This is a genomic window from Vibrio sp. Evd11, from assembly GCF_900382755.1.
In the GTDB taxonomy this organism is placed as follows: Bacteria; Pseudomonadota; Gammaproteobacteria; order Enterobacterales; family Vibrionaceae; genus Vibrio; species Vibrio lentus.
In genome coordinates, this window is sequence record NZ_OSDX01000044.1 from 1 (window position 1) to 15,765 (window position 15,765).

The window sequence follows — 15,765 nt, forward strand, 5'->3', positions numbered from 1 at the left end:
CACCTAGCATGATCCTCATTTTGGCTAAAATCAAGCACCTTCAATGATCACGGGTATATCGGCTATTTAACCGCAGAAAATATCGCGAAAACATGAAATATCACAACGGTATTTTAGCCAACAAACACGATAAATTTATTTTATCTTCACGACCATTTTTATTCGTTTTACCCAATCCAGTTTCTCCCCCATAGTCTCGGAAAATTCATCGTTTCTTTCACTATTTAGAGGCTCCTGCATTGGACAACATCCAACCAACAACTCGCATAACTGTTCCTGTTATTGCATTGTCTTTTTACGCGATCGCTTCAGGCTACTTAATGAGTTCATTACCATTAATGCTGTCTGAGTATGGCTTAGACAGTAATCTATCGAGTTGGTTAGCGAGTGCCTTTTATGCAGGTCTTTTAGCGGGTACATTATTGATTGAGCGTGCGATCGCGCGCGTTGGTCACAAAGACGCGTTCGTCATCGCATTGAGTGTGTTCATCGCAACGATCCTTGTATTGCCATTGATCCCACACCAAGCGGTATGGCTATTAGCTCGCTTTGTGGCTGGTGTGGCTGTTGCAGGTATCTTCGTGATTGTAGAATCTTGGCTAATGAGCGGTGATGAATCTCAGCGTGCGAAACGTTTAGGGGTTTACATGTGTTCGCTATACGGCGGATCTGCTGTTGGTCAACTTGGCATTGGATACCTTGGTATTACAGGCGGCGTGCCTTTCATTGCAATGTTCACCTTGTTGTTTGGTGCGATCATTGTGTTGATGTACGGACAAGCGACAGCACCACAAATTCACGATGCTAAGTCTTTATCACTTAAGCAAATCAGCAAACTGAGCCACAGCGCACTAATTGGTTGTATTGTATCGGGGCTAACACTTGGTTCTATTTATGGCTTGATGCCTGTAGAGCTCGCTCAGCGCAACATCGCACACCAAGATATTGGTGGTTTGATGGCGTTAGTAATTATGGGTGGTATGGCTGTTCAGCCGATGGTGACATGGTTATCTCACCACATAGGACAAGTGTTATTAATGGCTCTGTTCAGCCTACTAGGGGTTGCAAGCATTGGTGTACTAACGATAAACCATGATTTCTACGTACTAGGCATGAGCCTATTCGTACTGGGCATGGCAACATTCGCACTTTACCCAATTGCGATTAACTTAGGTTGTCGTAACTTAGACCCAAGCTATCTGGTGTCAGTGACTCAGGTTATGCTGCTGTGTTACAGCATCGGTTCAGTCGCAGGACCATTAGTAGCAGATAGCTTTATGGACTCTCAAGCGGGACTATTTACTTACCTGTTTGCGTCTCTGTTAGCGACAACGATTTACATGTTAATCGCAAGCCTAAAGCGCTCTCCTCTACAGATTGCTGGCGAGTGATATAGCAAGTTCATTAGATAGAGAATAGTGGGGCTCTTCGTGTGACTAATCGTCTAAATGAAGCGCCCTTTTCTTTAACTGTAATAATGCGGAGAAATATAAAACCAGCGAACAGTGTTTAAGGTTGGAACACGTAACCTTCACCCGTTATCGTCATGATCAGCCCATCACCAAACAAAGATCGAATTTCCGATATGGCGACGATCACAGAAGAATTGGTGACTTTCTCACTTTCCCAGCCAATCTTCTTTAATTGACTAACACTGAACAGTTCGCCCCGATGTCGATTCATAAATAAAATGATCTTTCGGTACGCCAAAGGCATAGTAGCCAGTACGTAACCATTTTCAACATTGCGGATGAGTTTGGTGTTGAGTTCAACAATTTTACCGTTTAATTCAAGTACTAGGTTGTTTTCAGAGTGGTTCGTTTCTATTGCAGGATAAGAGTCCATTTTTATATCATTCCCTTACTATATAGCCAGCGACAATGTCAGATTCATTCATATTTATATAACGTCGCTTATAAGTGGACGTTTTAGAATTGACGATAATCAATGGAACTCGTACGGTAAAGAGATTAAATTTTTATTATTAATATATTAATAGGATATCAATAGGAGATTATTTATCACTCCATAACATACCCTTCGTTGGAAACGGTTTGTATACAACGGCAGTCGAGAATCCTTCGTATCTCGTAAATAGCAACCAACACAGATGCAGTTGTCACCGCTTTACCAGCCCAACCTACACTCTTGAGAATTTGCTTACTTACAACTTGGCCTCTATTGAGGTAAAGATAGAAAAGTACTTTACGATGAGGCTCAGAAAGCGTTCCTATTATTGAACCACAACCCTGCTTTCGAACAATTTTTGTACCTGATTGAAACTCTTTATTATCTAGAATAACCTTTGACGGGAATTCAAAATCATTCACACTTTTGATAGCTTGTTGCATTAATTCCTCGCATTGCATATGCAGTCACCCTCTTGGATATTTCCAATAGTACCGAATAGAGTAAAAATACTAAATTGATAGATATCTCAATACGGTATTATTACTGCAAAGATTGATCTTGCGTAATTGATCGAGGAAATAAACAACGCTAACCGGCAACCCGATGACTCTTTCGATATTGACTTGGCGATAAACCAAAATGCTTTTTAAAGCGATGTGAGAAATTATAAGGATCTTTGTAGCCTAAGCGGTTGGCAATCATCGACACTGACCAATCTTGCTGCTTCAACAAACTGGTCGCTTTGTCCATTCTCAGTTGTATCAACTTGCTACGTGGAGACACGTTAAACAACGACTTAGTGACTCGGTTTAACTGTTCTTCACTGATGAAAACACGTTCTGCCATCCCCGCTACGGTCCACGCTAAATGTAGACTGCTCTCGATTTCGTTGTATAACGCCTGAACACGTGCCGTGGTGCTGGTCGATTTGGGCTCAAAGCCCGTTAAGGTTCGAATGATCTCGCTCATGAGCAGTTTTCTGTAACTTGCACGGCCGCCAATTTCAAAGTGAACCAAGTTCATCAGCGACCAGATTTGTTCGCACTGTCCGAAAGGCACAATGCTCTGACCTAAACTCGCAATATGCTGCCATTGCGGGGTATCGGGCGTCAGCATCCACGCCATTTTCCAATAGTTGTATTGAGGATCTAGTTCAAAGCGAAATGGCGTTTCCGCGGGCAGAACCACAAGTGTGTATGGCGTGATGGCTTGTACCGAGGTTGCGGTCGTTAGGATTCCGCCCCCTTCTTGAGTAAAAATCAACGTATGAACATTCACAGATTCACGTTCAACCCAATACGCGTCATATAACTTCGCCATGCCACCCATGTAAACACCGCAGCTTTTCATTTCTGGAATATCTTCAACGGTCAAAAAACGTTCTTTGCAATGTTCCGCGAGAAAAACATCATCTTGCCACGTAGATTTAGGCTTCATTGTATCAATGACAGGTTTGCACAGGTTTTGTTGTTTTTTAAACATGTTGTTACTTCGCTCAAATCACTATAGTTCTGCCATAAATCGGAGAGCTTATGACAACTAATATCAACCCTAACTCATCTATGAATAACAAGCCAGAGAGCATATTACCTCGTATCGTTAAACTTGGTTTGCCTGTTGCTTTGCAAAGTGCGCTGGTTGCTATTCTTGCCCTTGCTGACGTATTAATGGTCAGTGATTTTGGCATGGAAGCAGCGGCTGCTGTGGGAATTGCATCAAAATGGCACTTCGTTGCTATTATGATTATGGCAGGGTTGGCCTCAGCAAACGGTACATTAGTCGCTCAATACTGGGGAAAGAATGACCGAAAAAGTGCGCGTACCGTGTCATCCATCGCAATGGTATTTGGCTTAAAAGTTCTGCTGCCTGTCACTGCAATCATCACTCTTGGATCCCAGTTTTTAATGATGTTGCAAACCAGCGATCAAACCGTGATTGAGCTTGGCGCCACTTACCTTTGGTACGGCTTCCCTGTTCTGCTGCTGACTCATATTGTTGTCGTGGTGGAAGCAAGCATGCGCTCATCGGGTGACACCGTAACACCACTATTATTAGGCGGTGTTACCATTGCACTCAACATTGCGCTTAACTTTGTTCTTATTAAAGGTACCTTTGGTATTCCAGCAATGGGCGTGGCGGGTGCGGCATTAGCGACAACCTTAGCGCGATTGATTCAAGTGGGCTTGATGTATAGCTACATGCGTATGCGTAAACACTGGCTGTTAACCACTCCAAGCTCACCACATCGTCCGTCACTATGGCTGTCTTACCGACGTATTGCATTGCCGCTAACGATGAACGCCGTGTTGTGGGCAATGGGTACTATGGCATACCAAATGATCTTCGGTCACATGGGCACAACAGAGCTTGCGGTTTTCTCGATGCTCGCGCCATTCGAATCGTTGTGTTACTCAATATTCTTTGGTATTTCTGTAGCGTGTTCAGTATTACTTGGCCACTCACTCGGCCGTGATGAATTTGATGACGCAATGAGCATGGGTCTGACGTTCATAAAAGCTGTGATTGGATTTGGCGCCGTTGTCGGCCTTCTTCTCTTCCTAGGCAAAGAGCACGTATTGAATTGGCTGAACTTAACAAACGAGAAGCTATACCCACTCGCCGCGCCAGCAATGATGATCATGTGCTTTGCTGTGGTAATTCGCATGCTCAACATGGTGATCATCAACGGCATTATTCGTGCTGGTGGTGACAATGCATTCTGCCTTCGCATGGATTTCATCGCGATGTGGATGGTTGGGATTCCAGTGTGTGTTTACGGCGCATTTGTCGCTGGATGGGATTTCAAATACATCTATGGCCTGATGTTGGTAGAAGAAGTAGTGAAACTGGCCATCTGTTCACACCGATACTTGAGCCGACGCTGGATCAATAACCTGACGGTTACCTACGAAGAGCCTCAAGCGGCGTAATCTCTTACGTTCAAGGTTCTAGGTTCTAGGTTCTAGGTTTAGAGAGCGGATTTAAAACAAAAGGGTCTGAGAAATCAGACCTTTTTTCGTGTCGTTAGTAATTGATTTAGAGCGCCAGTTACTTCTTGTTCATTCGGATATGTCGATTAGACACATTTGGCAGTGGCTTCTCTGGCACTTTCCGTTTCTCATGAATCAAATGCCTGATCGCTAAAATCGGATGCTTAAGTAGCATTCTTGGTCCTGCATAGCGCATCACTAAACGCATCTGCTCTTTCGGGTCAGGCTTATAGCAATGAATCGGACACTTGTTACAGGTCGGCTTTGCTTCGCCATAAGGGCATCTATCAAGTCGTGTCTCTGCATAACGCAACAGTTGCTCACACTCTTCACATAACGCGTTATTCTGACGAACCGCACCATGGTGATCTTTGCAGTAAATGTGCACCATCGCAATAACGGTTTTGTACTCCGTCTCGAGCTCGCCTTGTAGAATGTTGTTATGTTGGAACATGATTAATTACCTAATGAGAAACCGTACAGGTTGAGATTGACGCTTTCATTAATCGCCTCTTCAACTCGTTCGAACACAAAACCTAACTTAGTCAGTAGTGCGATACTTCGAATGTTATCAGAGGTAGTGATGGCAACTAAATGATCGATATCAGCATTATGCTTAGCTTGTTCAATTATCGCTTGTGCCGCTTCTAATGCAAAACCTTGCCCATAGACTTCAGGGACAAAACCATAACCAATATCATGAGACTCTAAGGTATCTCTTTTAATTAATCCGCATACTCCAATTGGCGTTGAGGAATCTTTAATTTCAACCACCAATAAGCACACACCTTTCTCTTGATGCATTTTGAGAATGTTGTTTTCTATGTATTCAACAGCCTTGTCAGTATCAGTGATCTCCTTGTCTCCGATGTAACGCAAGAAATCTTCTGAGCTATATAATCGCTGGATAAACGCCGCATCTTGAGGAGTGATCATTCTTAATCGTAAACGAGTGGTCTCGACTGCCTGCATAGTGATATTTTCCTTGCTGAATACCATGTAAATATTGAGTTCTAGATCTAAAATGATTATCCTCCACCGCATAAACTAAATACAAGGCTATGCAGCAATGAACCGTAAGAAAAAAATCAATCAAATTCTAAAGAAAAGACAGAAACAGGCGAATTCTAAACTGCATGGTAGCAACAAGCCTCGCTATATTTCTAAAGCTGACCGCGCAAAAATGGAAGCTGAAGAGCAAGCGAAAGCCGCTCTAGAACAAGCAGAAGGATCTGTAGAAGTAACTACTGAATCTGAAGAAGCTGGTATCGAAACTGAAGAGACAAAAGCTGCAGAGTAAATCGCAAACTCGCAGTACTCTTGTCCACCTCTCCGAACAGAGCCATTGGACAAGAACAAAAAAAGCAGCCTCTATTTGAGCTGCTTTTTTGATCCTACCGTTTTAATCTAGCGACTTGGCTATTGAATTAACCTTTGAAAGGTTCAATTTCCCAGCGTGCGAACGGCGCTTTTGCATTTATCCCTGCTCTTCCCCAACGGTCTACCGAGTCAACAACAAGAATTCGCTCATTAGGCACCAGTGACTTAATCAAAGTCGTCGGCTTTTTCGCTGTGACTAACCATAGAGCATCGTCTTCTGAAAACATCGCTTTGAGCTTCGCTTTATCTTCCTCTGTCCATTCCAGTTCTGCTTTAAACATACGTTCTTCAACAAACAGCTGACTACCAGAGGCGAAATCTTCCAAGCTTTCTGAAAGCAACAATACTGAATCTACGTCGTTATCCAATAATACCGCTTGTTGCTTGTTAATCAGTTCACGAACATCCAACATCACGCGTTGTAGGTTGCTATCAATCATTTCTGCTTGCGCTGGCCACAATACCTTAAAGTCGTCAGCCACGATTGCCGCCATACGCGTTAGATTGGTTGGGTTTAACCACGCGTATTTAGACACTTCACTACTCGATAACGTCAGCGCAGCGACACCTTGCGCGCGCGGTGTAATCGCTTGAGCCGCATCCACCTCTACCAAACGGATGTTTCCCTGCCTTGCATATACAAATGTAGGATCAGCTTGCCAAATAGATGACAGCGTTAACGCAACGGTCGCCTTTTCACCTGACTTGAGTACCTTACTTGCGCCCTTAGTACCAAACCAGTTAGGCAAGCGATCAATGCCGTAACGTTTTGGTGGTAGGTATTCGGTCGTAATGTCGGTGCCTTTGGTCAATTCTGTTGCTAGTGCGTAAGTCACGGGCGTACTGGTGAGGATATCCTCTGCATTTACGTTGAAAGACACTATTGAGGCACCTAACAATATACTGACTGCACTCACTTGAGCCGTTGCTTTTAGTGAACTTGAAATACGATTCATTAAAGAAGTCATGATTATGCCTTTCTTACAATTCGGTATAGCGTTGCCGCTAGGAAAAACGTTGCAGAAACGATGATGATTGAAGCGCCAGATGGCACTGGAAGTTTTAACTCCATAGGCAACACAGTCCCAACCAAACACGCGATGGTTGCCAGTAACGCGGACAGTAAAACAAAGCTGCCCATGCGCTTAGTTAGCAATCGAGCCGTAGCACCTGGGATCAGTAATAACGCACCAACCAGAACCGCACCCACTATTTTCACCGCTGCAATCGTCACTAAGGTGATCATCATGACAAACAGGTAGTCGTAGAAGCTGGTGTTATAACCACGAACCTTGGCAATATCAGGGCTGATACAGGTCAGAAGAATACGGTTGAACGTCGGTATCAACAGCAAAATGATGATCGCGCAGCTGCCTGCGAGAATTGCTAAATCTTGGTCTGTTACCGTGAGAATCGATCCAAATAACACGTTCTCAAGCATGTGGATATTGATCTTACGCGCCACGTACATCAGCAATGCCGCACCTACTGCCAATGCTAGCGCTAGAAACACACCGACTAAGGTGTCGTATGGCACATTGGTTCTGTTTCTTACAAAGTGAAGAAGCAAAGCGAAGATCATACAGAAGCTAAACAAACCAATAATTGGGTTTTCTGGTGGCTCACCAAGCAGAACACCGATAGCGATACCGGTTAACGCCGCGTGACCTACCGCTTCAGAGAAGAAAGCCAGACGCTTTGCAATCACCAAAGTACCAAGGCCACCTAGTAACGGGCCCAGTAACAACGCAGCAACCAATGCATTCACCATGAACGCATACATGAAGCTGTCTGATAACCAACCCGCTTCAATGCCACTTACGGCAAGTTGTCGTAACCATTCCATTACGCAACCTCCTTCGATTTAACGATGGCTGCACCACTGCTGTAGTGCTGGAATAGACTCTCGATCTTACTTGGGTGCAGCACTTGCTCATGTGGACCACTATCAACCAAGAATCGATTCACAACATGTACATTCGCTTCAAGGCGACGTACTGCGGTTACATCATGGTGAACGGCAAGAATCGTGCGGCCTTCATCAACACATTCACGAATTAGAGATTCAAGATAACGAACGCCCTGCTCATCCATTCCAGTCGTAGGTTCATCCAACACCAATAGGCTTGGGTTATCCAATAAGGCTTGAGCAAACAACACTCGTTGTTGTTCACCGCCCGATAACTGGCCCATACGGCGGTCGCTACGAGTCGCCATACCCACACGATCCAATTGCGCCAATGCAAGATCCAATTGCTTAGACTTACGACGCCAAAATAACGGGATTCGAGTTTGGTTAAGCAATACGAAATCCATGACCGTCAGGGGTAAGCTCGATTCGAAGGTCGCTTTTTGAGGAACGTAACCAATACTTGGCTTTTCTGGCCAATGAATATTGATTTGCCCAGAGAAAGGCGTCAAACCAAGAACCGAGCGCAACAAAGAGGTTTTGCCTCCGCCGTTTGGCCCCATGATCACATGGCACTCACCCGCTTTAAGTTCTAGTGAAATATCATCAAGAATGACGTTGTTATCGTATTGCAGACCAAGTTGATTGATTGAAATTGATGGACCTAGCATTATGCGTTCCCGCTTTTAGCTTGGTTAGCCGCTGCAAATTTCATTGCTTCGATTAACGTTTCTAGGTTCTTCTTCATTTCAACTTCTACTTTGTCGTCTTCATATTCGCCGTGCGTCATGTGAGAGAAACGGTAAAGCTGAACGCCCGTTTCCGCTTCAATGGTGTCAACAAAACGGTTTGGCATGTTGAGCTCATAGAACAGAACATCAATACCCGATGCGCGGATCTTTTCGATCGTCTCTTGCAGTTGGCTAGCACTTGGTTCAACACCGTGTGCAGGCTCAATTACCGCCGCCACATCTACACCAAACTCTTGAAGGATGTAGCCATAAGCGTTATGTGTAGTCGCGACTTTCATACCTGATGTATCGAGTTCGCCCAGTGACAACATTGCATCACGCTTCATAAAGCGAAATTGCTTGGCGTATTTACGCGCGTTCTTGCGATAAAACGCAGCGTTGTCTGGGTCAAGCTTAGAGACTTCGCTCGCGATGGTGTAAACCTTTTGAATCGTTGTCGAAAGCCCAACAAAGGTATGCGGATTAACGGCACCTTGACCAACAGACTGGCCTAATGCAGGAAGCAAAGGCACTTCTTTGTTTGCTTCGATAACCACTAAGTCATCACGTTGCGCGGCTGAAATCACTTTAAGCGCGAAGTCATCGTGACCAATACCGTTTACCACGATTGCATCCATCTGGCTCAATCGCTTCAAATCATTGGGTTGTGGCAAGTAGTTATGCGGATTAAAGCCAGCATCAACCAATGGAAGAATGTTAACTTTGTGACCCACCACGGCTTTTACGTAGCTGTAATAAGGCTGGAGGGTTATGCCAATCGTTAGCTTGTTGCTATCTATCTTGTATTCTTTTGCCAATGCATTGGGTGTCATTAACACCGCCAATAACGACATCAATAGAGTCATAATTCGCATAGTAAATCTCTTATTATTAGTGATCATTTTGTTTTTCTCGAGTCCGGGATTAATGTGAAGAAGCATCATGCTGATCAGCAACTTCTGACTCATTCACCACCAATTTCCAACCTGCTGATTCCAGTGTATTTTCATCAAATCGAGTAGGCTGTTCTGCTACTCCACCGAAGTAGATCCAGATTTCAGGAGAGACGCTGTTCGCGTTTAAAATAAACGAGTCTGCAAAGCCATGTTCGCTTTGTGCAGCATATTCACTTGATGTAGCGTGTTCACTTGGCGTAGAAAAGTAGTAACCACGCTCGTCCAATAACCAAGTATGAGAACCTTTGCGCTTCCAACTCTGGTCTTCAACAAAAGGCGCGACCCACTCATCTTTAAGTGACACAACACTTGGCCATTCGCCATCTAAGTCCATACGCAGGTCGCGAATCTCTTCATGCGCTAAACGCAGATCTGACAACATTGCCAAGTTTTCTTGTTCAACATCGGTCACCAGAGTTTGATGTTCAAGTACCGCTTTCACATGGGATTCTGCTTGATGAAATGGGATCGCGACCGTAGCAAAGCTCAGGATGAATACAATGATTAGCCCTACCCATTTACCTTCTCTGCCCCCCGTATCAGCACGTACGCCTTGAATCATCATTTTTCGCTGATCTCAACAACATCGACTTCAACAGGAAACTCATGGCCTGAATCGAATACAAGGTAGAACTCAGTGTCAGGGTTTGGGAATTCAACGATAGAGCGTTTATCTGTCATCTCTTTTGCAATCAAGTTGTCTTCGTAATCGTACATCTCAACCGCGTAATCAATCGCTTTGCTGCCATCGGAATAACCCGCTTCACAAGCCACAGTTTTGCCTTCAAACCAGCAACTCATCAGTGGAAAGTGTGCTTGCGCAGGTAATGCAGCGAAACCAAGTCCCAAAGCCAAGCATGGAGTGATTATCGATTTTAGTTTTATTTTTATTGTCATGGTTCGTACCCTAGCCACAGTGCAAATTCTCAGAAGTTAACTGAGCGATAAAGGGCTCAAATGAGCCCTTAAGTTTTTAGTTGCTTAATCAGGAATCGAGCCCCGATATCACAGATTACTGAAGCAGTGCTTCGAACGTTAGGTGAACGTTCGCGCTTGCTTTGTCTGCCAGTGGGTTGTCAATCAACTCACCTTTGTAGTTCGCTTTCATTACGTAACGACCCGCTACGTCTGGAGTAAACGTAATTTCACCGTTCTCGTCACTCACAACATCAATTTGCTCTTGGTGGTTACGGTAAAGCGTGCCTTCACGAGTGATCTCCGCTTTCACGTCTTTCTGGATTTCACCGTTGTAGAAGAATTGGAAAGTCACCGGTTCGCCTTCAATGATGTCTGAAGGGTGCGTGACTGGCTTCATTTCAAGTAACTTGCCTTCAATCTTAAATACTGAATCCGATGGCTTACCCACTGTGATGTAGCTTTCTGCACGGGTGAAACTGATTTGTGTTACCACGTCACGCGACTTTTCAGGAAGAACTGAATCGCGTTCCGCTTTGTTTGCTTTGATCCATTTCACTGTGTCACGACGACCCGCTTTGTATTGCGTGTAGTAAGAAGGCTCATTGTTAATCGCAACTTTGTGCGTACCTTCTTCTTCGAAGTAGAAATCAAAGATTGAACGACGTTTACCACGAATAACAAAGTTAGGACGCTCGCTGCGACCATCAGGCATGATGACATGAGCGTTTTCACTGCCTGCTGGCTTATCAAAAACGAACGTACCATGAGAAGCAGTCACGTCGAACGTTAACCAGTCACCACCTTCTTTAGACACTGTAAAGTGAGACGGCAGGATCCAACGCGGGTGAGCTTGCGCTGTAGTCGTTGCTGCTAGGCCGAATGCCATAACACCCGCTAGTGCAAGTGCCTTAATTTTTGTCTGTTTCATCATGTTCAATTCCATTATTTATAATTGTTAGCCGTGTCGCTCCATCTGAGCCTACGATGACGACTGTCTATTCTGTTCAGCTTGGTTTTAATTCGTACTTACTAGTTACTATTCGCACTTACTATTTAGCGATGTAGTTCAGAGTGATTTCACCCGTCTCTTCCGTTGCCTTTAGCTCATAGGAAGCATTTGTATCCGTTAGTGATACTTTTTGACGAAGGTAATTACGGCCACCGTGTTCGCGAACCACTTCGATATGAACCGTATACTCGCCCTGTTCTAAAGTTTGACCTTCATCGCTCTTACCATCCCAGACGAAACGGTACTGGCCAGCAGGACGCGTTGCGGATGTCACAGCGTCAACGAGTTCACGGTCGTAACGCCCCACTTTTCTCCACCAACTACGTAAATCTTTAAGCCATTCATCTTTACCGACCCAAAGCTCAATGGTTTTCACTGACTTTCGTTCGCTGTTCTCTACCCACACCGCCACATAAGGACGCGCGTACATAGAGGTATCAATCTTTGGAAGCTTAAAGTTCACATCAAGTTTTGCCGTATCAGGGATCGCTTGTGCCATACCTAGGCTTGGCAAAAGAGATAAAGCAAGAAGCGCCTTGCTCCAGTTCATTTTTTTCATGTTTAACAACCTTTTAAATCCGTTTAACCTTTAATTCGATCTTCAAGTTGATTCATCAAGCAGACTCATCAACCGAATAGAGGGTTAAGGTACGGCGACAAAATAGATAGCAAGTGAGATTGCAGACCCAAACACCGTCCATTTAATGGAGGTATTGAGCGTTTTTTTCTTAGGTAACAGTAAGCACACGCCAGTAAGCACAAAGAAGATCATCAGCAGCGCAGTGATATCGATAAACCATTTCCAAACTTCACCGCTATTACGCCCTTTATGTAGGTCGTTCAACAGTGCGATAACGCCGTAATTGGTGGTTTCGACTTCCACCATTTCAGACATCACGTCAACGAACACAGAAGCGTTGTAGCCTGGTCCTTTGAAGTCCATAGACACTTCACCGATGAGTAACTCACCGCCTTCAATCTCTGCGTAGATGTCTAAACCTGAAGGAACGCCAGATAGGTTGGCTTCTTCAAACAAAAAGGTTTCAAAGGCCGTTTCATCGGCTTTTAATCGACCGTCTTGGATTGAAAATAAACTTGTAGGAAGCGTTAACGTAGACCGTTGGATATTGGGTTGTGTTGATTCAAATAACTCAGGTCGATTAAGGGTGATACCTGTCACTGAGAAGAAAAGAACAACGAACAGAAGCGCCATTGAAATATAAACATGAAGTCGACGAGCCCATGATTGAACCGCCCTACTTTTTAACGACATACAAACCAATACCTATAAATTTTATGGCGACAATTTAGTTGATAATCATTCGTATTGGCATTCAATTTACATTGTTTACGTTTGCCGAGCAGCGTAAGGAAATTTACATAACATTACATGGGAAGTAATCGAACTGTTTGCATATTCTTGCTAACTTGTATTAGAGGCAATTGATAAGTTGTATTTGAGCTAACTGATAACAAGCTCAAGCCTCAAAAAATCTCAATCTAAACATGCTTGATTGAGATTAGTTTAAGGTAGCAATAGTGGCTTTAACGATTGAGAATTGGGACTATTCAGCGATTGGATCACTTTAAAGATCAACAAACAATGGATTCGTCGGTGGATGTACGTTGCCAACCAGTAGGATCTGCAACCGACGAAAGAGAGCTAAATAAGCTTAAAGGGATTTTGACATGCGTATTATTGTTGTTTTGGCTGTTGCTGCGCTAGCAACAGCGTGCAGTAGCCAAGTGGCCAGCACGGAAGAACATATCCAGAAGTACATAGGTTCAGACATAGCCGAAGTACAAGAGCGCTACCTAACCGAGCGATCACGGCCTATCAGCTTTTGGGAATCACGAACGTTTGCATGGAAAGAGACTCAAAAAACATTAGAGGATGGTAGTACTCTGCACGCTTTTAAAAACCCTTCTCGTGATTGCACTATTAACTGGATCGCTGACAGCAATGGAATAATTAAAAGTGCAACGTCTATTGGGGTGATGTGCGATCCGTAATCGATTAATCCTACAACAAAACTAGATGGACTCTAGCCGACTAAATTATGAGACAAATTGAAAAAGGGTGTCATTTGAACGATCAAATGACACCCTTTTGCTTTTCTTATTTCTTGTGTACTACTTCTTGTCTTCTGTTTGCTATTAGCAGTTAGACGTTTCCGTTATCACTCACAGTTCTTAGCTGAGTCAGATACTTAATCCAACCTTTTGCTTCAGAAGAGGGTTCAATGTTGTTCGCACGCTTAGCTTGAGCAAGGGCGTTGTCTAAGTTCTTTAACTTATACCATGAACGCACTTTTGCTAACGCAACGTCAGCCTGTTTGTTTTTGTCTTTCACTTTGTCTAAAACAACAAGCGCTCGGTCGTAGTAACCTTGCTGAACCAATAGTTGAGCCACATTCCAATGATATTGAGTGTCTTTTTTAGACGCTAACGTCCACACTTCAATCGCATTGTCCCACTCTTTCGCTAGCTGCCAGTAGGTTGCTTGCTCCGCTAGAAGTTGAACGTCGCTGTTCGCATCATCTAGCTTGCTAATTTCTTGAGCTGCACGTTCTGGAATACCGCGTTTCGCGTAAAGCTGTGCTAACAAGCGGCGATCTGAGTTTTTCAGCTCAACACCTTGTAGATCAGCCAGTGCTAACGTGTTCAATGCATCACGATTACGTTCTAATCTTAGCTGAATACCAACAAGTTGACGCCACCAGTTATCTTTCTCTGGTTGAAGTTCAATGAGGCTTTCCAGTGTCGGAATAGACGGTTTCCACTGCTTTAACTGTAGCTGAGCACCCAATTTTAGCGATAAAGGTGATAGCTCTTGTTTTGAATTGAACTTATCGCGATTACCAATGGCCACCAGTACTTTTGACCAGTTTTCAATTTGATATTCAGCTTGTGCAATTCGCATCCAAAGTGTATCTTTCTTTTCCTTTTCTGGCGCAGTTTTTACTAACTCGTAATAGTGCGGAAGCGCTTTTTTAAACTGCTGATCGTTTAGTAATAGATCAGCAAGCATGCGTTTCGTTACCCAAGCCTGTTCATCCACCAGTAAATTACTGTCGACCGCATAAGTAAGCTGCTTAATTGCCGTGTCGGTTTTACCATCTTGCCAGTAAAACACACCAAGCATGCGCGCTACGTACGCTTTATCGTAGCCTTTAGAAAGCTCCAAGCCCGCAAGCACATCAATCGCCTGTTTAACCTGTTCATCTTGAGCAAGCTTATGCGCCTTTTGAACACGAATAGCAGTATATTGAGTTAGCTCTTTTGCTTGTGTTGTAAGGGGCATTAACAACAAGCCCACTAATATCCATATCTGTTTCATCATTTTGCCAACTTAAACTCTAGTTTCACGGTTTGACCAACCTGAGCTATCGCTTTTCCATCCACGACTTTCGGTTGATATTTCCATTTTTTAAGTGCTCTCATCGCTTCACGTTCAAACATACGACGTGGGTTCGCGTCAGTGACTTGAATGTCAATCGGGCGTCCCGTTTCATCGATGGTAAAAGACATAATGACATGCCCTTCAGCACCACGCTTAAGCGCTTTTGCTGGGTAACGAGGTTCTACTCGATACAAAGGCATTGCCTGTTGGTTTGACCCAAAGTCCGAAAATGTCGGCGCGTTAATCGCGAGGCCATCAACCGATGTATTCAAATCCAATGAATGCAGTGAAGACATCGAATTCAGAGGCGTGACCTCAGCTTGTGACTGAGACGTTTGCGCTTCTGGCGGTGGCTCTGGCATTTCTGGCTGTTCAGGAACTGCACGTTGTCTTCTCTGGACTTCTTGTTCAGCTTCAACCATCACCATGTTGAAACTTAACGTCTCACTGTTGTCTGGTGAACGTTGGTGGCCATTATCTACCATCCAAGCCATGAAAGAAAACAGCGCTAGACCCAATGCTCCCGCTAGCGGTAAAGCAAGAAATAGGCGAATCATT

19 protein-coding genes and 1 pseudogene are annotated in these 15,765 nt (G+C 44.1%); 4 read left to right on the top strand and 16 right to left on the bottom strand.

Annotated features, from left to right (window positions below):
- Nucleotides 1-239 precede the first annotated feature (239 nt).
- Nucleotides 240-1,391, top strand: a complete 1,152-nt coding sequence (locus ED652_RS16760; RefSeq protein ID WP_017109590.1) for an MFS transporter — start codon at nucleotides 240-242, stop codon at nucleotides 1,389-1,391.
- Between the two features lie 118 nt (nucleotides 1,392-1,509).
- Here the strand turns inward: ED652_RS16760 and ED652_RS16765 are convergent, their stop codons facing one another.
- The 3 genes and pseudogenes from ED652_RS16765 to ED652_RS16775 all read right to left on the bottom strand — a co-directional run bounded on the left by ED652_RS16765 (nucleotide 1,510) and on the right by ED652_RS16775 (nucleotide 3,393).
- On the bottom strand, nucleotides 1,510-1,845 hold the full coding sequence (locus tag ED652_RS16765; protein WP_017104789.1) for a winged helix-turn-helix domain-containing protein: 336 nt from the start codon (nucleotides 1,843-1,845) through the stop codon (nucleotides 1,510-1,512).
- A gap of 147 nt (nucleotides 1,846-1,992) precedes the next feature.
- A pseudogene (locus tag ED652_RS16770) lies at nucleotides 1,993-2,379 on the bottom strand (transcriptional regulator).
- A 120-nt stretch (nucleotides 2,380-2,499) separates the two neighbouring features.
- Nucleotides 2,500-3,393: an AraC family transcriptional regulator gene (locus tag ED652_RS16775; protein WP_122055547.1), complete on the bottom strand. Its 894-nt coding sequence runs from the start codon at nucleotides 3,391-3,393 to the stop codon at nucleotides 2,500-2,502.
- A gap of 50 nt (nucleotides 3,394-3,443) precedes the next feature.
- Between ED652_RS16775 and ED652_RS16780 the strand changes: the two genes are divergently transcribed.
- A complete protein-coding gene (locus ED652_RS16780; protein ID WP_122055548.1) occupies nucleotides 3,444-4,841 on the top strand; it encodes an MATE family efflux transporter in 1,398 nt (465 codons plus the stop codon).
- 118 nt (nucleotides 4,842-4,959) lie between these two features.
- Here the strand turns inward: ED652_RS16780 and ED652_RS16785 are convergent, their stop codons facing one another.
- Nucleotides 4,960-5,355: a nitrous oxide-stimulated promoter family protein gene (locus ED652_RS16785; RefSeq protein WP_019822759.1), complete on the bottom strand. Its 396-nt coding sequence runs from the start codon at nucleotides 5,353-5,355 to the stop codon at nucleotides 4,960-4,962.
- Between the two features lie 2 nt (nucleotides 5,356-5,357).
- Nucleotides 5,358-5,873, bottom strand: a complete 516-nt coding sequence (locus ED652_RS16790; protein WP_102383122.1) for a GNAT family N-acetyltransferase — start codon at nucleotides 5,871-5,873, stop codon at nucleotides 5,358-5,360.
- Between the two features lie 97 nt (nucleotides 5,874-5,970).
- Here ED652_RS16790 and ED652_RS16795 point away from each other — a divergent pair, with 97 nt between their 5' ends.
- A complete protein-coding gene (locus tag ED652_RS16795) occupies nucleotides 5,971-6,201 on the top strand; it encodes a DUF2986 domain-containing protein (protein ID WP_065105800.1) in 231 nt (76 codons plus the stop codon).
- Between the two features lie 127 nt (nucleotides 6,202-6,328).
- On the opposite strand, the gene ED652_RS16800 is transcribed toward ED652_RS16795, so the two are convergent.
- The 9 genes from ED652_RS16800 to ED652_RS16840 form a co-directional block, all read right to left on the bottom strand.
- Nucleotides 6,329-7,249: an ABC transporter substrate-binding protein gene (locus ED652_RS16800; protein ID WP_122055549.1), complete on the bottom strand. Its 921-nt coding sequence runs from the start codon at nucleotides 7,247-7,249 to the stop codon at nucleotides 6,329-6,331.
- 2 nt (nucleotides 7,250-7,251) lie between these two features.
- Nucleotides 7,252-8,127, bottom strand: a complete 876-nt coding sequence (locus ED652_RS16805; protein ID WP_122055550.1) for a metal ABC transporter permease — start codon at nucleotides 8,125-8,127, stop codon at nucleotides 7,252-7,254.
- On the bottom strand, nucleotides 8,127-8,861 hold the full coding sequence (locus tag ED652_RS16810; RefSeq protein ID WP_017104781.1) for a metal ABC transporter ATP-binding protein: 735 nt from the start codon (nucleotides 8,859-8,861) through the stop codon (nucleotides 8,127-8,129). Before ED652_RS16810 ends, ED652_RS16805 begins: the two co-directional genes overlap by 1 nt.
- The gene (locus ED652_RS16815; RefSeq protein WP_122055551.1) at nucleotides 8,861-9,796 is read right to left on the bottom strand and encodes a metal ABC transporter solute-binding protein, Zn/Mn family; all 936 of its coding nucleotides are present in this window, start codon (nucleotides 9,794-9,796) and stop codon (nucleotides 8,861-8,863) included. The genes ED652_RS16810 and ED652_RS16815 overlap by 1 nt, the downstream gene beginning before the upstream one ends.
- Nucleotides 9,797-9,845: 49 nt before the next feature.
- Nucleotides 9,846-10,442 (bottom strand): hypothetical protein, encoded by a 597-nt coding sequence (locus ED652_RS16820; RefSeq protein WP_122055552.1) that lies wholly within the window; start codon nucleotides 10,440-10,442, stop codon nucleotides 9,846-9,848.
- Nucleotides 10,439-10,774, bottom strand: coding sequence for a hypothetical protein (locus ED652_RS16825; protein ID WP_065677077.1), 336 nt, complete (start codon nucleotides 10,772-10,774; stop codon nucleotides 10,439-10,441). The genes ED652_RS16820 and ED652_RS16825 overlap by 4 nt, the downstream gene beginning before the upstream one ends.
- A gap of 115 nt (nucleotides 10,775-10,889) precedes the next feature.
- The gene (locus tag ED652_RS16830) at nucleotides 10,890-11,726 is read right to left on the bottom strand and encodes a DUF4198 domain-containing protein (RefSeq protein WP_017109579.1); all 837 of its coding nucleotides are present in this window, start codon (nucleotides 11,724-11,726) and stop codon (nucleotides 10,890-10,892) included.
- A gap of 118 nt (nucleotides 11,727-11,844) precedes the next feature.
- Nucleotides 11,845-12,363: a DUF2271 domain-containing protein gene (locus tag ED652_RS16835; protein ID WP_102578774.1), complete on the bottom strand. Its 519-nt coding sequence runs from the start codon at nucleotides 12,361-12,363 to the stop codon at nucleotides 11,845-11,847.
- A gap of 84 nt (nucleotides 12,364-12,447) precedes the next feature.
- On the bottom strand, nucleotides 12,448-13,077 hold the full coding sequence (locus ED652_RS16840) for a PepSY-associated TM helix domain-containing protein (RefSeq protein WP_122055553.1): 630 nt from the start codon (nucleotides 13,075-13,077) through the stop codon (nucleotides 12,448-12,450).
- 416 nt (nucleotides 13,078-13,493) lie between these two features.
- On the opposite strand from ED652_RS16840, the gene ED652_RS16845 reads away from it, so the two are divergent.
- A complete protein-coding gene (locus tag ED652_RS16845; RefSeq protein ID WP_122055554.1) occupies nucleotides 13,494-13,817 on the top strand; it encodes a hypothetical protein in 324 nt (107 codons plus the stop codon).
- A gap of 151 nt (nucleotides 13,818-13,968) precedes the next feature.
- On the opposite strand, the gene ED652_RS16850 is transcribed toward ED652_RS16845, so the two are convergent.
- Together ED652_RS16850 and ED652_RS16855 are read right to left on the bottom strand one after the other, a co-directional pair.
- Nucleotides 13,969-15,147 (bottom strand): lipopolysaccharide assembly protein LapB, encoded by a 1,179-nt coding sequence (locus ED652_RS16850; RefSeq protein ID WP_076670796.1) that lies wholly within the window; start codon nucleotides 15,145-15,147, stop codon nucleotides 13,969-13,971.
- Nucleotides 15,144-15,764, bottom strand: coding sequence for an energy transducer TonB (locus ED652_RS16855; protein WP_122055555.1), 621 nt, complete (start codon nucleotides 15,762-15,764; stop codon nucleotides 15,144-15,146). The genes ED652_RS16850 and ED652_RS16855 overlap by 4 nt, the downstream gene beginning before the upstream one ends.
- Nucleotide 15,765: the final 1 nt, after the last annotated feature.

Excerpts from the sequence above, each read along its gene's own strand:
- ED652_RS16765 (WP_017104789.1), bottom strand. The coding sequence starts at position 1,845 with ATGGACTCTTATCCTGCAATAGAAACGAACCACTCTGAAAACAACCTA.
- ED652_RS16775 (WP_122055547.1), bottom strand. The coding sequence starts at position 3,393 with ATGTTTAAAAAACAACAAAACCTGTGCAAACCTGTCATTGATACAATG.
- ED652_RS16780 (WP_122055548.1), top strand. The coding sequence starts at position 3,444 with ATGACAACTAATATCAACCCTAACTCATCTATGAATAACAAGCCAGAG.
- ED652_RS16785 (WP_019822759.1), bottom strand. The coding sequence starts at position 5,355 with ATGTTCCAACATAACAACATTCTACAAGGCGAGCTCGAGACGGAGTAC.
- ED652_RS16790 (WP_102383122.1), bottom strand. The coding sequence starts at position 5,873 with ATGCAGGCAGTCGAGACCACTCGTTTACGATTAAGAATGATCACTCCT.
- ED652_RS16795 (WP_065105800.1), top strand. The coding sequence starts at position 5,971 with ATGAACCGTAAGAAAAAAATCAATCAAATTCTAAAGAAAAGACAGAAA.
- ED652_RS16800 (WP_122055549.1), bottom strand. The coding sequence starts at position 7,249 with ATGACTTCTTTAATGAATCGTATTTCAAGTTCACTAAAAGCAACGGCT.
- ED652_RS16805 (WP_122055550.1), bottom strand. The coding sequence starts at position 8,127 with ATGGAATGGTTACGACAACTTGCCGTAAGTGGCATTGAAGCGGGTTGG.
- ED652_RS16810 (WP_017104781.1), bottom strand. The coding sequence starts at position 8,861 with ATGCTAGGTCCATCAATTTCAATCAATCAACTTGGTCTGCAATACGAT.
- ED652_RS16815 (WP_122055551.1), bottom strand. The coding sequence starts at position 9,796 with ATGCGAATTATGACTCTATTGATGTCGTTATTGGCGGTGTTAATGACA.
- ED652_RS16820 (WP_122055552.1), bottom strand. The coding sequence starts at position 10,442 with ATGATGATTCAAGGCGTACGTGCTGATACGGGGGGCAGAGAAGGTAAA.
- ED652_RS16825 (WP_065677077.1), bottom strand. The coding sequence starts at position 10,774 with ATGACAATAAAAATAAAACTAAAATCGATAATCACTCCATGCTTGGCT.
- ED652_RS16830 (WP_017109579.1), bottom strand. The coding sequence starts at position 11,726 with ATGATGAAACAGACAAAAATTAAGGCACTTGCACTAGCGGGTGTTATG.
- ED652_RS16835 (WP_102578774.1), bottom strand. The coding sequence starts at position 12,363 with ATGAAAAAAATGAACTGGAGCAAGGCGCTTCTTGCTTTATCTCTTTTG.
- ED652_RS16840 (WP_122055553.1), bottom strand. The coding sequence starts at position 13,077 with ATGTCGTTAAAAAGTAGGGCGGTTCAATCATGGGCTCGTCGACTTCAT.
- ED652_RS16845 (WP_122055554.1), top strand. The coding sequence starts at position 13,494 with ATGCGTATTATTGTTGTTTTGGCTGTTGCTGCGCTAGCAACAGCGTGC.
- ED652_RS16850 (WP_076670796.1), bottom strand. The coding sequence starts at position 15,147 with ATGATGAAACAGATATGGATATTAGTGGGCTTGTTGTTAATGCCCCTT.
- ED652_RS16855 (WP_122055555.1), bottom strand. The coding sequence starts at position 15,764 with ATGATTCGCCTATTTCTTGCTTTACCGCTAGCGGGAGCATTGGGTCTA.